Here is a 19,248-nt window from a genome sequence, read left to right as displayed (position 1 = left end):
CATGGCCACAAAAACACTTGATAAGAAGATTGAGAAAGCGGAACGTGGAGAAGCAAAAATAATAGACAAAGCAAAGTTGGCGGAAGCGCTTTTGAAAGATGCGCCAAAGTCGGCTATGCCGGCGAAGATAAAGCCCATGAAGGCTACGCTGGTTGATGAACCGTTTGATGATCCGGGTTGGGTATATGAAATTAAGTGGGATGGATATCGCGCCATTGCCAAGGTAACAGAGGATGAAGCGGAACTGATCTCTCGTAATAATTTGCTTTTTGATCAATTTTACCCTGTTAACGATCTGCTGAAAAAATGGGGCCATAATGCTGTTTTAGACGGTGAACTGCTGGTCTTGAACGATAAGGGAATATCTGATTTTGGGGGTATCCAAAACTGGCGCAGCGAGGCAGATGGCGATCTGGTGTATTACGTGTTTGATATTTTGTGGTATGAAGGCAAAAACCTGATGGACTTGCCGTTAAGTGACAGGCAAACTATTTTAACACATATCCTTCCCAAAAATGATGACCGCATACGCCAGAGCATGGTGTTTGAGGCGCGTGGCATTGAGTTTTTTGATGCTGCCGAACGCATGGGACTGGAAGGTATCATCGCTAAAAAGGCAAGTAGTGCCTATACTTCGGATCTGCGCTCAAAAGAGTGGCTCAAAATTAAAGTACAGCGCAGGCAGGAAATGGTAATTGGCGGCTTCACCAAAAACGAAGGCACGTCAAAACCCTTCAGTGCACTAACACTCGGGGTGTACAAAAACGGTAAGTTTAAGTACATGGGCAAAGTTGGTACAGGTTGGGGCGATAAACTCCAAAAAGAAATGATGGAGAAATTCAAACCCCTCATTACAGATGTATGCCCGTTTGATGTGGAGCCTGATGTGGATGAGCCATCGCGTTTCCGACCCAAACGATTGGGTGCAAAACCTACCTGGCTAAAACCTGAACTGGTTTGCGAGATTAACTTTGCTGAATTGACCAGCGATGGAAAGGTGCGGCAGGCATCTTTCAAGGGCTTGCGTACTGATAAGGATGCTGATGATGTGGTGCTGGAAACACCAACCGATACCGACAAAACAGTAAAAGCTGCTGATGAGCAAGCTGAAAAAAGTATTCATCCAAAAGTTGAACCGCCCAAAAAGGCAAGGCGCACTTTGCTTAACCCGAAGGATGAATCGCAGGAGCGGCCCGTTAATGGCCATTTGATAAAATTTAATCATCTGAGCAAAGTTTACTGGCCCGAGGATGGTATTACCAAGCGCGACATGTTCAACTATTACTATCAGGTTGCGCCTTATATGATGCCTTACTTGAAAGATAGGCCCATGTCGCTTAACCGTTTCCCTAATGGTATTCATGGTCCGAGTTTTTACCAGAAGAACGTAGCCGATAAAGCGCCGGAATGGGCTAAAACCATGCCGCATGTAACAGGTGAGGGCGAGCACAAAGAATATCTGGTAGCAACAGAAGAAGACAGCCTGCTTTGGATGGCTACGTTGGGATGTATTGAAATAAACCCATGGTTTAGCAGGGTGCAATCGCCAGACAATCCTGATTTCTGTGTAATAGACCTTGACCCGGATAAAAATACTTTTGATCAGGTAATAATTGCTGCGCAGGAAGTGAAAAAGGTATTGGACGCTGTTGATGTACCTTGTTTTCCAAAAACCTCCGGCTCAACAGGCATACACATATATATCCCCTTGGGAGCGAAATATGATTACGATCAATCGCAACTATTTGCCAAAATGATAGTGCAATTAGTGCACAAACAAATACCCGATTTCACAAGCCTGGAACGCATGGTGGCCAATCGCAAAGGCAAAATGTATCTTGACTTTTTGCAGAACCGACCGGGTGCTACCATAGCCGCGCCTTATTCTTTAAGACCCAAGCCCGGCGCAACGGTGTCCATGCCGCTGGCCTGGGAGGAGGTAAAGAAAGGATTAAAAATGCGCGACTTCCACATTAAAAACGCCATAGACCGTTTAAAGGAAACCGGCGACTTGTTTAAAGGCGCATTAGGTAAAGGTATTGACCTGGAGAAAACCATAAAAAAAGCACGAACCATATTTGAATAAGGGTTCGTGCTTTTAGCTTTTATAAAGGGCCTCTTATTGTTTGGTCATGAACTTGTTGGCTTGCAGCCATTTAAATAATAGATTCATCCACTCGTCTAAGCCGTGGCCCATTAAACCGTGGCCACCCTTTTGAAACAGATGCATCTCGGCAGGCACTTTGTTTTTCCTCAAATTTTCGTAAAAGCCAATGCTGTTCTCCACTTTAACCACGTTATCATCTCCTGCATGTACCAGGAATGTAACGGGTGTTTTGTCGTTGATCTGCATCTCGTTTGAGTACAGATCAACAGTAGCTTTTGATGGAGTGGCACCCAACAGGTTTTTGCGTGAGTCGGCATGGGTTAAGCCTTCCTGCATACTGATAACCGGGTAGATCAACACCAAAAAGTCAGGGCGTAAATTCGTGTTGTTACTATTTTCAATAACGGCTTTCTGGAAATGCGTTCCAACAGTTGATGCTAAATGCCCTCCGGCAGAAAAACCCACTACGCCAATTTTGTTAACATCTAAATTCCATTTTGCCGCGCCTTCGCGTACTATCTTTATAGCTTGCTGCGCATCCTGTAAAGGGCCAATGGTTTTGTCAACCATACTTGAATCTGCGGGTAGGCGGTACTTTAAAACAAAGGCGGTAACGCCATTTTTAGCAAACTCCTGTGCCGAACGTATACCTTCTGATTGATAAACCACTACCTTATAACTTCCGCCTGGAATAATAATAACGGCTGTGCCGTTGGCTTTACCGGCTTCGGGTGCATAAACTTCCAGTTGCGGATTAGCTACCCTTCTGAACATGCCCTGTTCTAAAGTGGTTTGGTCTACCAGCTTGGTGGGCTTTGAATTAGGTACAGCGCCCTGGTAAAGATTAATAGTTTGTTGCTGAGCGTGCGCCATTAATGGCAGCAAGGCTGCAGCTATAATTAGGTTTTTAAACAGTTTCATAGAAAATAACTTTTAATTAAAAGCCGCGCATCAAAAGATACGCGGCTTAACCCGATTAACTAAATGAAGCCTGGCATGTACTCAAAAAAACATACCAGGTTCGCTTTCAAAATGCCGTTGACCAATCAACAGCATTTAATATCTTATTTAAAAATTAACTGACTGAACAGGTAAAGGTCGTTTTTCCAAACCGGCCAATCATGCTTGCCTGAGTCAACATGCCAAATGTGTGGTACGTTGTTTTCTTTCAGGTAAGTGTGTACGCCTCTGCTCACATTCATTAAACCGTCCTGGTCACCGCATGATACCCAAAGCAGTTTCAGCTTTTGTTTTGCAGCAGCCGGATCTGGTACCAGTTTGGCAGGAGGGAATGTGTTAGGAGCTGATGAGAAGCCACCAACCCATGCAAAAGTATCCAGGTTAGCCAGGCCAAAATCTAACGACTGGCCGCCACCCATTGAAAGGCCCGCTAAAGCACGGTTTACACGGTCTTTTTTAACCGGATAGTTAGCTTCAACGTATGGGATGATGCTGCCTAAAAGGTCTTTATCAAATACCGCGAAAGCAGGTGCAGTACCATAAACGTTACCCACAGCACGGTCATCAGCCTGAGCGCGACCATTAGGCAGGATAACGATCATCGGAACAATTTTCTTTTCGGCCAACAGGTTATCTAAAATAACATTTGGCGCACCATGTGTAAACCACTCTTTCTCGTCGCCACCTATACCGTGTAATAAGTAAAGCACAGGGTAAGAGTTGCTTTTTGAGAAGCCCGGCGGCGTGTAAACTAACATTTTACGGTTGTTGCCAACACTTTTTGAAGCGTAGGTAACGGTGTCAATTTTTCCGTGCGGAACATTCTTAACCTGGTCAAAACCAACCGGTGCGGCAGGGAAAGCCGCTTTATCATCAGGACCTAAGGTGATGGGTGCCTGCTGACCCGGGCCTTGTGCCAACGCGCTGCCTAAAGGCAATGCCAAAGTAACCAATGCCAAAAGCAATTTGCCGGCATTTTTAGTAATCATATTAATTTCTTTTTGTCTCATAATAAATAAATCTGAATTCAGGTTTGGGGGCTTATTTGTAAATAATGGTTTATAAAATAAGGAAATCTAAATCGATATCGTAAGTCAAATATATAGTTTAAGTGTTAACTCTACAATTAAAACACACATCGTTATATAAAAATTTTATTACGGTAGGCGGCAGGTAAATAGCGCCAAAATGCTGATTTGCATTTTTGATAACAATTTACAGTAAAGGTTGTTGCTTTTACAACTAACAACACAATACCGTATGGCGAAACATACCTATCAAACAGGCATAATTGGCAACTGTAATTTTTTAGCCCATATCAATTTAAATACTAATATTGACTGGATGTGCTGGCCCCGTTTTGACAGCGCTTTTGTTTTTGGCGGAATGCTGGATAAGCAAAAGGGGGGTGAGTTCTCTATTCTGCCAACAATTGAGTACACGTCCAAACAATATTATGCCGAAAACACCAATGTGCTGCGTACCGAAATTACCTGCCAGAACGGTAAATATCGTGTAACGGATTTCGCGCCGCGTTTTCGCCAGTTTGACCAGTTTTATAAACCTTTAATGCTGATCAGGAAAATTGAACCCTTGGAAGGCGCGCCCCGCATAAAAGTGAAATGTAAGCCTGTTTGTGACTATGGCAGGCGCTATCAGGATGTTTTGCAAGGCAGCGACCATATTAAGTTTACCGGCTGCGGCGAAACCATGGCGTTGTCAACCAATATACCGGTGACGTATTTGTTAGATGAGGAGTGCTTCGCATTGAATGAAACCAAATACATCATTCTAAATTATGGCGATGTTTGGTACGGCTCATTAGCAAGTACCTGTGAACAGTACTTGCGCGAAACCATTGAGTATTGGCGCTTGTGGATCAAACACTCCTCTATTGCGTTGTTTTATCAGCCTTATGTTATCCGCTCGGCTTTGGCCCTTAAAATACACCAGTATGAAGATACCGGCGCTATCATAGCGGCAAGTACAACCAGTTTGCCGGAATTCCCGGGCAGCGGTCGTAACTGGGATTACCGCTTTTGCTGGCTGCGCGATACGTATTATGTGTTAACATCGCTTAACCACATTGGTCATTTTGAGGAGATGGAGCGGTACTTTAACTATGTTACCGATATATCTATGGCTAAAACGGACAGCTTCAGGTATCAGCCGCTTTACGGCATAACCGGTAAGAAAGACCTGACCGAAGAAATTATGGAGCATCTGGATGGCTACATGGGCAACAAGCCTGTGCGCATAGGCAACCAGGCTTCAGAACATATACAGAATGATATTTACGGACAAGTATCTATATCACTGCTGCCTTTATATACCGATAATCGTTTTATCTATAGTGAACGCAAGGATTCAGACAAGTGGATAACTTCTATTCTGGACAAAATTGAGCGCACCATTGATGAGCGCGATGCAGGGATATGGGAATTCAGAAATATTGCATTAGTACACTGCTACAGCAACTTGTTTCAATGGGCCGGCTGTAATGCTGCCGAGAAAATGGCGCGTACCATTGGCGATAAGAATTTAGAGGAAAGAGCAGTAGCGTTGAAGGAACGTGCGGCGGCTCATATTGAAGCCTGTTATGATCCAGTAAGGAAGGTGTATACCCACGCGGTGGGCAGCCCGTATCTGGATGCCAGTACGTTGCAGCTTATTATGATGAATTACATTGATCCGGCATCACAAAAAGCGCGCGATCATTTAGCTGCGCTGGAGAAGGAATTGAAAACTGAGAAAGGCTTATTCTATCGCTATTTGCACGAAGATGATTTTGGAAAACCTAAAACCACGTTTTTGATCTGCGCATTTTGGTATGTGGAGGCGCTGGCTTGTGTGGGCAGAGTTGACGAGGCCGTTCAGGAATTTGAAAAGCTGCTGAAGTATTGCAACCACCTGCTTTTATTCAGCGAAGATGTGGATGGTGAAGACGGCAGCCAGTGGGGTAATTTCCCGCAGGCGTATAGCCACGTGGGTTTAATGAATGCCGCTTACCGCATAGCTGTAAAATTGGATAGGCCTGTGTTTTTATAGTGGATAGGCAACTGCAAATATTGTCGCGTGAGTTACCGGGCTGGGCATGGAACATATGCTTGGTAGCGGCCACTTTGCTGTTGGGTTTTATATTGAAGCTGTTGCTTACCCGCCTGCTTCGCTATTATAAAAACACTAAAGATTACTCGTTATTCAGGTCTGTTATTACGCACTTAAGCAGGCCGTTAAATCATTTTATCCCGCTGCTTACGCTGAACGCGTTGTTGCCGTTCCTTATTTTTGAGGGTGCTTACTTAGCCAATTTTAAAAAGTTGATAGAGATAATGCTGATTATCTCGTTTGCTGACTTACTCATCAACACAGTTAGGGTATTTGAGGATTTTGTATATCACAAGTATGACCTCAACAAAGTAGATAACCTGGAGGAACGGAAGATCCAGACTCAGCTACGTTTTGTGCGGAAGGTTATTACAACGCTGATCGTATTGATAACCATAGCGGTAGTACTGCTAAGTTTTGATAACGTGCGTAAACTGGGCGCCGGACTTTTAACCGGCGTGGGTATTGGTGGTATCATCATAGGTTTCGCTGCGCAAAAATCATTGGGGAATTTTTTGGCAGGCTTTCAAATTGCCTTTACGCAGCCTATACGTATTGATGATGTTTTGGTGGTGGAAGGTGAGTGGGGCAGGGTAGAAGATATTACGCTTACCTATGTGGTACTGAATATCTGGGATCAACGACGGTTAATTTTACCCATAACTTATTTTATTGAAAAGCCTTTTCAAAACTGGACGCGTACTACCGCCGAACTGTTAGGTACCGTTGAAATTTATGTGGATTACACTTGCCCTGTAAGTGCTGTGCGTGATGAACTGACGCGCATTTTAAATACATCTGACTTATGGGATAGGCGGGTGAATGTTTTGCAGGTGTGGGAGGCGAAAGAAAGCACAATGATGATACGTGCAATAGTTAGTGCAAAAAACGCGTCCAATCTGGTTGATCTGAGGTGTTATGTACGCGAAAGTTTGATAGCATACCTTCAGCAACAGCAAAGTAACTCATTGCCTAAATTACGTATTGATAACCCACAAGCAGGCTAAAAATTAAATGAGCGAAGTAAAACCACCATCAATGGGATAGTCGGCACCGGTTATAAAGGCGGCCTCATTGCTGCATAGATAAAGTGCCAGTGTGGCTACCTCATCCGGCTGCCCCATTCGGCCAATGGGTTGTGCTTTTGATAGCTTATCAAACATTTCATCAATACTATCAGGATAATTTTTCTTTAAAAAGCCATCAACAAATGGCGTGTGCACTCTTGCAGGAGATATGGCGTTGCAGCGGATGTTATCGCCTAAATAATCTTTGGCCACACTCATGGTCATGGCCCTGATTGCACCTTTGGCGGTGCTGTAAGCAAAACGTTCTGTTATACCCACCAAGGCAGCTACAGATGATATATTCAAGATCACCCCACCACCATTAGCTTTTAACTTAGGAATAGCCGCATAGGTGCAATTGTAAGCGCCTTTCACAATTACGCTCATCACCTTATCAAAGTCGGCCTCAGCAGTATTATCAGCTTTGCCAATGTGTGCAATACCGGCGTTATTTACCAGAATATCCAGTTGGCTTATCTGTTCAAATACAGACAACACGGCCTGATGGTTAGCTACATCACATTTAAACACAGAAGCCTGGCCACCATTGCTGGTGATCTCGGCGGCTGTTTCATCGGCCTGTTCGTCATTCAGATCAATAATGATAACTTCGGCTCCCTGTTTGGCAAATAAAACTGCCATAGCCCTGCCTATGCCGCTGCCTGCTCCTGTAATTACCGCCTTTTTATTTTGTAGTGATAGCATGTGTGTTTCTCTCAGTGATGTAGAGTCAAAATTAAAATAAGGCGCGTAGCTATCAGCATACGCGCCTTATTTAGTTGAAAAAAATTTATCGATTATTTCAGCACGAATCCTTCCGGTTTCAGCGCGTCAAAATTGTCGGCCTTTGCTGCGGATAGTTGTAATTGTTTGGCAGTTGATTTAACGCCTCCGGCAGGCACATCAACACCGGCTGTCCATAAAATAGCGTTCAGCACAAATCTGCGGTAGTTATCATTCAACAATGCCGAGTGATAATCCATTCCGCCCCAAAGCATGCCGCGCGCACCATTCTTATCATAAGCTGTTGCTATCCCCAAAGGTTCAGCAGCACCCTGATTACTTTTCTGGATGGTGCCGGTAAGCAGATCGGTTCGGTAAGGGTCGCCTGGATTGACCAACATTCGGGAGAAGATCTCATCCTTGTAATTAAAAGGCCCAACACCGCGTAAAATAGGGTGGTTCTTAGCGGCTTCAATAGGTTTCACTTCCCAAAAGCCTAAAGGGTTGCGCGTATAACCACTCATGCTTGCCGAGCCGAACCAGCTTAAATAGTATTGCGTAGCTTTTTGGTTGGTGGTGGTGATGCCCCAGTGCAGTACCATTATGCCCATGCCCGCTTTGTGCAAACTATCAACCTTAGCCAGATAATCAAGGGTGGCTTTGTCATAACTTTTATCGCCCGGATTACTTGGCGGGAAAATAGGGTGCGCACGTTCTTTTGAGCTGCCTTCGGCGCTGCACTCAATGATGATAGCATCGACGCCTTTCAGGTCGTCAATGTTCAACGCGTCGCGCTTGTAAGAAAATTTGGTTACTATCTTAACGCCTTTCAGGTTGCTTATGCTGTCAATACAGTGTTGCAATACCAGCAGGTCGCGGCGGGTTTCATGCCTGCCCGAACCTTCTTCGCCTGCATGATCTTTAGGGCCTGCCAAAAAGTAGATGGTCTTAGTAGGTACACTTTGCGCGTTTACATTACTATAACTGCACAACAAAAATAGTATGGCGACTACCGCTGTAGTTTTATGAAATATTTTCATGGTAGATGTTTAAGTTGTTTAAAATTGGGTTACTTCAACTTAGGCAAGGCAAAGGTGATGTAGCCTTTAGGCACATCTTCTTCTTTCTTAGTTCTATCGGCCAATGCACCGGTTGAACACACCACTAAATACTGCTTACCCTTATGCTGGTACATGGCCGGTATACCTGTTGGGTTAATGCGGCCCAGATCATACTGCCAAAGTATTTTTCCATTATCAGCATCTATCGCGCGCACTTTGCCATCAGCACAGGTGACAAATATTAACCCCGACGCGGTTACCACCATGCCTTTGTTCTGTGTGCCATTTGGCGTACCCAAACCTTTCACATCTGTTTTACTGTATTCACCCAACGGGATTTTCCATTTAATGGTTCCTTTATTCAAATCATAAGCGGCTATGCCAGCAAACGGAGGTGCCAGAATATCGGATATAGCTGTACCCCAGTTATTTTTTTCAATGTAGATGGATCTTGGCCCAGTGTAGCCTGCAGGGTAATCTGTCATGCCACCGCCAAACTCACTTGCGCTGCTTGGGTTAGCTAATGGAGCGCCGCCTGACGCAACGACAGGGCCATCAGGCATTGTATTACTACCTGCCATTGCTGGTCTTGCACCACGGTTCCCTCCTGCAAGGAAAGTATAGATGGAAGTGATAGTAGCGTCATCAATATGTGGCTGTGCAGGCATACGGCCCTTACCCTGACTGATGTAGGTTTTAAAAAGATCGGGCGTGATGCGGCTGCCAATATCAACTAATGACACACCCGCACCCGCAATACCGTTACGGTCTGCACCGTGGCAGGCCTGGCAATATTGTACATAAGCCGCCTGACCTTTGGCTCCCGCCTGATTGCCGCCTCTTGCGCCTCTTTCCGAACGTTTGACCAACTGGTAAAAGCACGACATTTCCTGGTACATTACATACACCATTCCCTTATCCGGATTAGCAGCGGTATTGCCCTGATTGGCACCGCCTACCGATCCCGGAAGTGCGAAAACCTCATATTTATCGGAAAGCGGTTGATATAAGCCCGTTTTAGCTGCCTTTATCCTCGCTATATATTTTTGCCGGGTTGAGTCGGGGAGGTAGGGGTTAATATCTTTTTCATCAACATTATGCCTGTTGAACGCAGGCACCACTGTTGGTATAGGTTGGGTAGGCGAGGTCCACTCATCAGGCATTTCGCTTTTTGGGAAAGGCATTTCCTTTATAGGCCAAATGGGTTTGCCTGTTACCCTGTCAAACACATACATAAAACCGTTTTTAGAGGCCACAGCCACCGCGTCAACCTTTTTACCGTTGTGATTAATGGTGATAAGTTGAGGCGCGGCGGTTAGATCGTAATCCCAAATATCATGGTGAACGGTTTGAAAGTGCCACAACCTTTTGCCGGTGCGGGCATCCAACGCCAAAATACAATTACCGAATACGTTATTACCTGCACGGTCAGCGCCATCATAATCATAAGTTGGTGAGCCCAATGGAAAATAGGCTATACCACGTTTCTCATCAACAGAGATCTCGCCCCAGGTATTGGCAGCGCCCGAATATTTCCAGGCATCCTTGGGCCAGCTCTCATAACCATATTCACCGGGATGAGGTATAGTATGAAACACCCATTGCATTTTACCGGTTATTACATCATAAGCGCGCAGATCGCCGGGGCCTGCAAAGGGATCCTCACCCGGTGCGGAACCTAACAAGATCAGATTATCATAGATCTTTCCGGCAGATGTTGAGGCCATCCTGCGCAGCAACTCCGGTGCACGGCCTATCCCTTCTTTTAGATCAACAGAGCCATTTTTACCGAAGGTTAATATGGATTTGCCGGTATTGGCATCAATGGCCTGCAGGTAGTTGCCAAGCGAGATTATAAAGCGCTTTTGTTTTTTATCCTTGCTTTGCCAAAAGTTAATACCGCGCTGTACAATGCCGCGCAGGTTAGCGTGTATCCACAACTCCTTGCCGGTGGTGGCATCAATAGCAACTAATGAGCTGTTTTTAGCCAGCACATACATAATGCCATCCACAACAATAGGGTTGAACCTGTAAAGGTTGGCCCTGTCGCTGGCGGTTGAATAAACAAACGCGGGTTGCAGTTGCGCAACATTTTGTTTGTTGATCTGGGTAAAATTTAAAAATTTGGAATGATCGGGTCCCCCTCCATAATCTTTCCATTCTGTATGTGGCGGGGGAACCACTGCAGCTCTTTCAGGCCCTTCATCTTTAAAAGATAAAGTAACGGCCCCCGCCATTACCGTAACGGCAATAGCAGTGAGCGCAACTTTTACGTTGCGCCCATTGGCAAACAAAATAGGCTTCATAAATTTGGTTTATTATTGGTAAACAGTGTTTAATGCAATATCCGTATTTAAAGCGTATTGATAGCCAGGTCTTAAATTTTTTACAAAGGTTATTTATTCAGTAGCTGCAACGTATAGGTAAACCTGGAATTATTAGCCCAAACCTGGAACCGTTCTAACGGCCTTGGTCCGCAACTTGCCGATCCTACACCCAATGTTTTTGTTGATAAACAAAAAACGGTAGAGGTGCTTGCAGGCAGGTCAATTTTATACTCAACAGGGAACATCTGCTCGTCGGTATGCGGTAAAGCCGAAAACTGCATCAAATTAGCATCAGCCTTTATAGTGAAGCCCGGCGTTTTGTTGTCTTCAAACTTGATCCAGCGCACCTCTTCGTGATTGCCCCTGTCCATTGGTTTTTCGTATTCGTATTGGTCGTTCACATTCAGGTCATACAGGCCAACATCGGCAGATGCTTTACGGTCTGAATAGTTCTCCAACGGTCCGCGGCCAAAGTATTTCATTTTGTCAAGGTCTTTGTTCAGCATCATGCGCACACCAATGCGGCCCAAACTGATAGCCAAACCTTCAAACTCCATATTGTTGTCTACCGTAACGCTGCCATTACCTTTTATTAGGTAAGTAGCGGTATGGTAAACGCCGAAACCTTCTTTGCCTTCGCCTTTTATGGTTGAGGTTACCTTAACGCTGAACATGTCAACAGCCTGCGCTTTGATGTCAACCAATGAGAATTTTAGGTTGTTTACACCATATTTCTCCCAAATGTTATTGGCCCACATGTCGTCATTGCGGTGAGCAGCGCGCCACAGGTGTGGCTTAGGGCCACCATTAGCAGTTAACACATTTAGGCCACCTTTCATCAACTGACTCATTTCGCCGGTTTTTTTATCAAAGCTTACAGAGAAGCCATTGCCTGTAACTTTAATAGTTTGAGGTGTTTGACTCAATGCAACAGGCTGGGTTGATTTTGGCTCAACAACAGTTGCTGTGTTTACCGGGATCTTGATCTGGTCCCAGGCTACCTCAAAACCTTTGTCTGCCCACAGGGTTTTGTTGCTTTGTGTGTATGATATGCGCAGGTAATATTCTGCGCCTGGTTTTGGATGCTCAATTTTGAAAGGTATTGACAAACGGCCCTCTCTGCGTGCACCTACACGAGGCACAACAAATGTTCCCTTGCTTATTTCTACGCCATTCTCAGTAAGGCTCCATGCGCCATCTAAATTCTCTAATGCAATGAACTGGTATTTATTTTTGATGCGGAAAGAACCGCTCAATACATCAGTCATTTCGGTGCTGATCCATTGAAATGCTTTTTTCATTTCAGGATAGTGCGGTTTAACGGTTTTTCTGTCCCACGCCACTACACCCTTATGGATGAAGTAATGATCATTAGGGAACTCGCCGAAGCCGCCACCATAAGCCAGGATTGGGTGCTTTGGATCGCGCCTGTTCCAAAGCGCCTGGTCCTGAAACTCCCATATCGCACCACCTAAAATCTCAGGGGTATTATCAAAGGCAGCCGAATATTCATCAAGCGAACCCATTGAGTTGAACATGGCATGTACAAACTCGCAGATATAGAACGGCTTGGTCAATTCAGGATTTTTCGCAACCCTGATGTAATCTTCGGCAGTGCCATACATACGGCCGTCCAGGTCGGCAGGATTATTTTTACCTGTTCCGTAACGCTCGTAGTGCGTAGGGCGCGATGGATCAATGGTTTTAACGGCAGTAAGCGCAGCGCCAACATTGGTGCCACCAACACCACCCTCGTTACCTAATGACCAGATAATAACCGACGGATGATTTTTAAAGTTTTCTACGTTAGCAACGTTACGGTCAACAATGGCAGCTTTCATAGTAGGTTCCTCATCAAACTTGCGGTCATACCCATGGTATTCCATGTTGGCCTCGGCAACTAACCAAATACCCCACTCGTCGCATAGCTCATACCAACGTGGGTCGTTGGAATAGTGTGATGTACGCACGTGGTTACAGTTTCCTTGTTTAATTACCTCAAGGTCGCGTATCATCTGCGCTTCGGTAATAGCGTGGCCAACATCCGACCAATGTTCGTGGCGGTTAACACCTTTTAATTTGATAGGTACACCGTTCACCATAAATATACGGCCCTTGATCTCCACCTTACGGAAGCCAATTTTTTGTGATATGATCTCGCCCTCGCCGGTGGTTAAAACCATGGTGTAAAGGGTAGGCGTTTCGGCGGTCCATTTGGCAGGGTTAGCAACCGTAAAGTTGATGTTTAATTCCTGCTCCTGTTTAGCGTTGATGGATGAGCCGGTAACAGTTCCTTTAGCAACTTCCTTACCTGCATTGTCATACAATGTAGCGGTTAAGCTTTGTGCTTTTGAGGTTTTGTCGCCGTAGTTTTTGATCTTGGCCACTACATTAACTTTAGCGTCTTTGTAGTTCTCGTCCAGATCCTGTTTAACGAAGAAATCGCGGATGTGTGTTTCAGGCGAGCTCCACAACGTAACATTGCGGAAGATACCGTGTAAACGCCACATGTCCTGATCTTCCAACCAGGTGCCTGACGTGTACTGATAAACTTCGGCAGCAATGGTGTTGGTGCCTGGTTTTAAATATTTGGTGAGGTCAAATTCGGCAGCATTACGGCTGTTTACGCTGAAACCAACTTTTTGTCCGTTAACCCATAAAAAGAAGCCGGCGTCAACGCCATCAAAGGTTACAAAAATGCGTCGGCCGTTCCAATCAGCAGGTACTTCAAAATCCCTGCGATAGCTGCCTACCGGGTTGCGCTCATTATAAGCGGTGTAGCGTTTATCCGGCTCGCTCATAATGTGCGGAAAATCCTTCTTGATGGTGTAACCTAAGTTTCTGTAAAACGGCGTGCCATAGCCTTGTACTTCCCAGTTAGAGGGTACAGCTATTTCTTTCCATTTTGATACGTCAAAATCTGTTTTATAAAAATCAACAGGGCGTTTTTCGGGGCTTGGTACCCAGTTAAATTTCCATTGTCCGTTAAGGCTGCGGGCATAAGTTGAAGCATGCCTTTTGGCAACCAATGCTTCCTGCAAACTGGCGTAAGGCATTAAGGTAGCGTGGTAAGGCTCTTTGTTAATGCCGGTTATCTCCGGATTTTCGATCTCGGCAGGGTAATCAATACCCGACCGTAGCGCCGGCGTTTGTGCCTGCGTTGAACTAAACGCGGTTAACAGTGCGAAACCTAACAAAAAAACGTACCTGATTGGGGATCCGTAAAAACGCATATTCTATAATTTTTAAATAATTGGTCAATTAAAGTTTAACGGCAACTGCTGCACCGTTATAGGTTACTTTTTTAATAGTATTACCTTCCGCAAGGCCGCCACCATTGCTATCGTTTACAATAACGATGTTAAATGTACGGTTCTTTATGTAATTTTTATACGTGCCTACCCTCGCACCAATACTTAAAGTTTTTGTTTTTTCATTCCATTTGAAAGGAATAGTAGTGTGCGCGCCTTTTTCGTAATTGTAACCATCGCCTTCGTCTTCATACAAAGTGAATGCACCGTCGGCTCCTTTATACAGGCGTATCTCTAATACGTCCATTGGCTTTTCGCCGGTGTATTGCATTTCTTTAGCCATTGGGATAATGGCGCCTGCTTTTACAAACACAGGTATTTGATTTTGCGGAGCAGGTGATTTAACGGTTTGACCGCCGGTGTAGCGCTTGCCTGTCCAGTAATCATACCAGGCAGCAGCCTTTGGTAAGTACACGTTCCAATCGGTAACGCCTGCTTCGGTAACGGGTGCTACCAGCATGTTTTTACCGAACATGTATTCGTAACCCTGCGCTACTGCTTTAGCATCCGATGCAAAATCCATTACCAATGGGCGCATAATGGTTGAACCATTTTTTGACACCTGCCAGCCCTCTGAGTAGATGTAAGGAATGAGACGGTAACGTACATTCATCATGCTGCGCATGTTGCCTTCCACTTTGTCACCATATTTCCATGGCTCTGTTTCGGTTTGATAGCCGTGCATACGGAATATGGGGCTGAACGCTCCCCACTGAAACCAGCGGGTGAGTATATCATGATACTTTTCATCGGTGTATTGGCCACGGCCCGGGCGGAAGAAGCCGCCGATATCTGTTGTCCAGTAAGGCATACCGGTGAGGTTATAGTTCAATCCTGCTACGATCTGTCTTTTTAAAACATCCCAGTTCCAGCCAATATCTCCCGACCAGTTGATAGTGCCAAAACGTTGCTGACCCGGATAGGCTGAACGGGTTAATATGGTTACCCGTTTGCTTGGATCAGCAGCACGCTGGCCATCGTAAACCGCTTCGCTTACATATAGAGGGTAAGTCAACCTGTAAAACTCACCCGGACCGAAGAAGGTTTTCTTGCCCACTAAAGCGTCATTTTCAGGCTCGGTAGCATCCATCCACCAGGAATCGACGCCTTTAGCAAACAGGTTGGTGTTTAAGGCGTTCCAGTGCGTTTTTTGTGTTTCGGGGTTGTAGATATCTATCCACGGACTGTTTTCCAGGTACAGGTTTTTATCCAGATAAGTCTTAGCCACTTCTGATTTTTTGTCGAGATTTTCCCATACTGATACAGAGAAATGCGCGTTCAGGTCATGCAATTCTTTAATAAAACCTTCGGGGTTAGGGTAATTGGTTTCGTCAAATTTAGGTACACCCCAACCATATTTACCCCAGTATTGCCAGTCTTGTACAATTACGTCAACAGGCAGGTTTCTTTTTCTGAATTCTTTAATGGTTTCTACCAGATGCTTGCCTGAGGTATAACGCTCGCGGCACTGCCAAAAACCATAGGCCCATAAAGGCAGCATAGGCACGGTGCCTGATAGGTTTCTATAATTGTTGATCACATCATCTGCACCGCCATAAAACACAACATAATCTAAAGCCTTAGCATTAGGCGAGCGGAACACGGTTTCATTACCCGCCGGTTTCCATGATAGCTTTGGTTTGTTAGCGGCTTTGCACAAAACCTGCACGGTATGTTCGCCGGCTTTCAGGCTGATAATTTTACCTACTGCGGGTGGCAGCCATTGGTTGCTCTGATCAATGCGGGCAACGCCATCTATCAGCAACAGGTGGCGGCTTTCCATATCGCCCATATCCAGCATGAAGGAGTAATCGCCGTCTTTATCTACGCGGAACTTGCCGGTATGCAAGGATTGCTGTTGCGATACACGTTGGGTACCTGCGGTGGTAGTAACGTCCTCGTATTTGATCTGAACGGCGTTGGTATCTTTTTTTGCCAGCTCAATATTATTGTCGGCCGGGTTAAACTGCGTCATGCCATACTGGTGCCACAAAATACCGTAGCCTTTGCTGGAATAAAGGAACGGAATAGCAATTTGCGTATTTACCTGTATAAGTTTACGGGGTACGTTGCGCAGATTGTAATACCCGTCCTGAAACTGGCCCAATCCGAACAAATACTCATCAGCAGGCGAATCAAAACCTAACTCGGCTGAGTAAGATGGTTCACCCATAGTGGTGCCTGATACCAGTTTACGACTGTCGGCTTTTTCACTTAAAAATACCTTGCCTGCCGCGTTGGTGTAAGTAATGGTGCCGCTCTTTTTGTTGTATAAAACGTTTACCGCTTTGGTGCTGATCTTTAACTGGGCAGGCGTTTCCGCAACTTTAAAAGCCGGGGTAGCTTGTTTGTTAATTAGCACAAACTCCCGCGCTTCAACCGGAATAGCTTTTTGCCATTGCACACGTATGGCTTTATCATTTAAAGGAATTATATTCAATACACCCTCGGATAATTCAATAGCAACCCGGTCTTTCTTTTGGGTGAATTTTTTATATGTTTGGGCAAAACTTAGAGCGGGTGCTATCGCCGCCGTCAAGATCAAAATTCGTAGTCTCATCTTAATTTATATCCTTTAAATTATTCAATAGGTGTAATTACTGCTGCAAAGCCGCCTCTGCGTAGCATGCGTACATCAAACGCGCTTGTTTTATCAACCGATAGGTAGGATGTAGCAAAATCTTTATCATGAGCGCCGTCGGCAATCAAGGTCATTTTATATTTAGTGCCATTTGCTAAAAAGTCGAGTTTAATGTTCTTTCTTTTTTCGCGCTGCTCGGCGTTTATGCCGCCTATGTACCAGCTGTTGCCTTTGCGGCGGGCAAGGGTAACGTCTTTACCGGGAGTTCCATCCAACAACTTAGTATCATCCCACGCGTTGGGTACATCGCGTAAAAAAGCTTTAGGCGCATCGGGTAAAGCGTAGTAGCCTTCGGGCCTGTCGGCCATGTGCTGCAAGCCCGATTCAAATATCACGCTCAAAGCCAGTTCATGCCCGTATGATGTTACATGCGGAAACTGTGAGTTGGTGAAAGTAACCGGCGTATAATCCATACCACCTACCACGTTGCGGGTAAACGGCAATATGGTGTTATGCTCAGGCGCAGGCATGGTAAATTCGGGCGTATTGTTGTACCATTCTGCGCCACGAACCGCCTCGTAAGTCATTAAGTGGGGATACGTTCTTTCCCAGCCACGAGGCACCAAACAGCCATGAAAATAAACCATGATGTTGAACTTGGCGGCATCATCCAAAATGTCCAGATAATACTGGATCATGTTCTGCTTTTCGCTTTCAAAAAAGTCAATTTTTACCCCAACTACGCCTAATTTATTAAGCTTAGTAAATTCTTCCACGCGGCTTTCATGGGTAAGCATGCGGTCTTTTGGGGTTGACGTTACCGTAGTATGGTTACCACCCGAGTTATACCACATTAAAGGTTTAATGCCTTTGGCTTTGATGTAGGTTAGGGCGTCTTCCAGTTTGCCACCGTTGCCCATGCTGTCCCATTCCCAATCTAACAGGGTGTAGGGCCAGTTCATATCGGCAGCCAGATCAGCAAATTTGGTTACTATCTTGTAATCTTTGGTGCCGTGGTTGCTTGACCAGTAATTCCATGACGCTACACCCGGCTTTATCCAGTCGGTGTTTTTTAAGATAGATGGCCTTGATACATCATCCACCAAAGTTGACGTAACCACATCTTGCAGAGTACCCATAATTACCACCCTCCAAGGTGATCTCCAAGGAAAAGAAATAGTAGGTTCAACTACACCGGTACCGCGACCGTCTTTAGGATTAGGAAAAGTGAGTTTGTATTTGGTGATATCAACAGTATTGCTCAGTTTGGTTCCGCAATAGTTACGGTCGAGGTCGGCTTCGTGCAGCAAAAACCACGCTGCTTTATCTTTGGTATTGAACAGGGCAGGGTAGCACCATTCCTGTTGCTGTACTTTGTCGTCGGCCATGGTAAGGTATAAACCCTCGTTGGCTGCGTTCCATTTCTCCATCCAGCGGTTGGTTTCCTTCGGGATGGTGTAAGAGGTCAGCTCATCTTTAACTGCGATCGCTTCGCGCTTATCAGGAAATTCATAGCGGAAAGCCATGCCATCATTATAAGCACGGATGATTACGTTCAACTTGGTTTTATCAGGATTTTGGAAAGAAACGGCTAATTCGTTTGCGCTATTGCTTCTAAGCGCGCGCTTGCCATGCACTGCCTTATATTGCTCATTAATTACAACAGGCTTGCCTGCTTTTACAAATGCCAATTCTTTGGCAAACTCCTGGTCGGCACGTACCAAACCTAAGTTAATTTGCTGAATGGCCTCTGTAGCTTTGCCGTTTTCTACGTACGATACTTTTAAATACCACTCACCGGAATTGGCATTTTGCTGATTAAACAAGCCAACACTTATTTTCTTGTTGGGCGATTCAACCGTTAATTTTTGGGCATAGGCTGATGTTACGCACAACAGCGCTGTACAAACCAATCCCACAATGCCTGATGTGATTCTCTTCATTTAATGTTATTTATTCCGGCCCATCATAAACGACAGGCAATATTATCACGGCCCCATAAC

At 45.2% G+C, this 19,248-nt stretch carries 11 protein-coding genes; 3 read left to right on the top strand and 8 right to left on the bottom strand.

The window, feature by feature from the left end; genetic code table 11:
- The first annotated feature begins 1 nt into the window (after window position 1).
- A complete protein-coding gene (gene ligD / locus CLV57_RS00400; protein WP_100339399.1) occupies window positions 2–2,086 on the top strand; it encodes a DNA ligase D in 2,085 nt (694 codons plus the stop codon).
- A 33-nt stretch (window positions 2,087–2,119) separates the two neighbouring features.
- On the opposite strand, the gene CLV57_RS00395 is transcribed toward ligD, so the two are convergent.
- Both CLV57_RS00395 and CLV57_RS00390 read right to left on the bottom strand, forming a co-directional pair.
- Window positions 2,120–3,028: an alpha/beta hydrolase gene (locus CLV57_RS00395; RefSeq protein ID WP_100339398.1), complete on the bottom strand. Its 909-nt coding sequence runs from the start codon at window positions 3,026–3,028 to the stop codon at window positions 2,120–2,122.
- Window positions 3,029–3,171: 143 nt separating this feature from the next.
- Complete coding sequence (locus CLV57_RS00390) at window positions 3,172–4,077, bottom strand: alpha/beta hydrolase (RefSeq protein ID WP_245856771.1); 906 nt, start codon at window positions 4,075–4,077, stop codon at window positions 3,172–3,174.
- Between the two features lie 250 nt (window positions 4,078–4,327).
- Between CLV57_RS00390 and CLV57_RS00385 the strand changes: the two genes are divergently transcribed.
- Both CLV57_RS00385 and CLV57_RS00380 read left to right on the top strand, forming a co-directional pair.
- On the top strand, window positions 4,328–6,115 hold the full coding sequence (locus tag CLV57_RS00385; protein ID WP_100339397.1) for a glycoside hydrolase family 15 protein: 1,788 nt from the start codon (window positions 4,328–4,330) through the stop codon (window positions 6,113–6,115).
- Window positions 6,115–7,182 carry a mechanosensitive ion channel family protein gene (locus CLV57_RS00380; protein ID WP_245856768.1) on the top strand — a complete coding sequence of 356 codons (1,068 nt, stop codon included), beginning with the start codon at window positions 6,115–6,117 and terminating at the stop codon, window positions 7,180–7,182. The genes CLV57_RS00385 and CLV57_RS00380 overlap by 1 nt, the downstream gene beginning before the upstream one ends.
- Before the next feature lie 3 nt (window positions 7,183–7,185).
- Here the strand turns inward: CLV57_RS00380 and CLV57_RS00375 are convergent, their stop codons facing one another.
- The 6 genes from CLV57_RS00375 to CLV57_RS00350 all read right to left on the bottom strand — a co-directional run bounded on the left by CLV57_RS00375 (window position 7,186) and on the right by CLV57_RS00350 (window position 19,188).
- The gene (locus CLV57_RS00375; protein WP_100339395.1) at window positions 7,186–7,947 is read right to left on the bottom strand and encodes an SDR family NAD(P)-dependent oxidoreductase; all 762 of its coding nucleotides are present in this window, start codon (window positions 7,945–7,947) and stop codon (window positions 7,186–7,188) included.
- A gap of 92 nt (window positions 7,948–8,039) precedes the next feature.
- Entirely contained in the window at window positions 8,040–9,005 is a 966-nt protein-coding gene (locus CLV57_RS00370) for a hypothetical protein (RefSeq protein WP_100339394.1), read from the bottom strand.
- 29 nt (window positions 9,006–9,034) lie between these two features.
- Window positions 9,035–11,332, bottom strand: coding sequence for an outer membrane protein assembly factor BamB family protein (locus CLV57_RS00365; protein WP_100339393.1), 2,298 nt, complete (start codon window positions 11,330–11,332; stop codon window positions 9,035–9,037).
- Window positions 11,333–11,421: 89 nt separating this feature from the next.
- A complete protein-coding gene (locus CLV57_RS00360) occupies window positions 11,422–14,586 on the bottom strand; it encodes a glycoside hydrolase family 2 TIM barrel-domain containing protein (RefSeq protein WP_100339392.1) in 3,165 nt (1,054 codons plus the stop codon).
- A 28-nt stretch (window positions 14,587–14,614) separates the two neighbouring features.
- Window positions 14,615–17,224, bottom strand: a complete 2,610-nt coding sequence (locus CLV57_RS00355) for a glycoside hydrolase family 31 protein (RefSeq protein ID WP_100339391.1) — start codon at window positions 17,222–17,224, stop codon at window positions 14,615–14,617.
- A gap of 20 nt (window positions 17,225–17,244) precedes the next feature.
- Complete coding sequence (locus CLV57_RS00350) at window positions 17,245–19,188, bottom strand: glycoside hydrolase family 97 protein (protein WP_100339390.1); 1,944 nt, start codon at window positions 19,186–19,188, stop codon at window positions 17,245–17,247.
- Window positions 19,189–19,248: the final 60 nt, after the last annotated feature.

This window comes from Mucilaginibacter auburnensis (assembly GCF_002797815.1).
Taxonomy (GTDB): Bacteria; Bacteroidota; Bacteroidia; order Sphingobacteriales; family Sphingobacteriaceae; genus Mucilaginibacter; species Mucilaginibacter auburnensis.
This window is presented reverse-complemented; position numbering and strand designations above follow the sequence as displayed.

Coding starts and splice junctions, on each gene's coding strand:
- CLV57_RS00390 (WP_245856771.1), bottom strand. CDS start 4,077: ATGAGACAAAAAGAAATTAATATGATTACTAAAAATGCCGGCAAATTG.
- ligD (WP_100339399.1), top strand. CDS start 2: ATGGCCACAAAAACACTTGATAAGAAGATTGAGAAAGCGGAACGTGGA.
- CLV57_RS00365 (WP_100339393.1), bottom strand. CDS start 11,332: ATGAAGCCTATTTTGTTTGCCAATGGGCGCAACGTAAAAGTTGCGCTC.
- CLV57_RS00370 (WP_100339394.1), bottom strand. CDS start 9,005: ATGAAAATATTTCATAAAACTACAGCGGTAGTCGCCATACTATTTTTG.
- CLV57_RS00395 (WP_100339398.1), bottom strand. CDS start 3,028: ATGAAACTGTTTAAAAACCTAATTATAGCTGCAGCCTTGCTGCCATTA.
- CLV57_RS00355 (WP_100339391.1), bottom strand. CDS start 17,224: ATGAGACTACGAATTTTGATCTTGACGGCGGCGATAGCACCCGCTCTA.
- CLV57_RS00350 (WP_100339390.1), bottom strand. CDS start 19,188: ATGAAGAGAATCACATCAGGCATTGTGGGATTGGTTTGTACAGCGCTG.
- CLV57_RS00385 (WP_100339397.1), top strand. CDS start 4,328: ATGGCGAAACATACCTATCAAACAGGCATAATTGGCAACTGTAATTTT.
- CLV57_RS00375 (WP_100339395.1), bottom strand. CDS start 7,947: ATGCTATCACTACAAAATAAAAAGGCGGTAATTACAGGAGCAGGCAGC.
- CLV57_RS00360 (WP_100339392.1), bottom strand. CDS start 14,586: ATGCGTTTTTACGGATCCCCAATCAGGTACGTTTTTTTGTTAGGTTTC.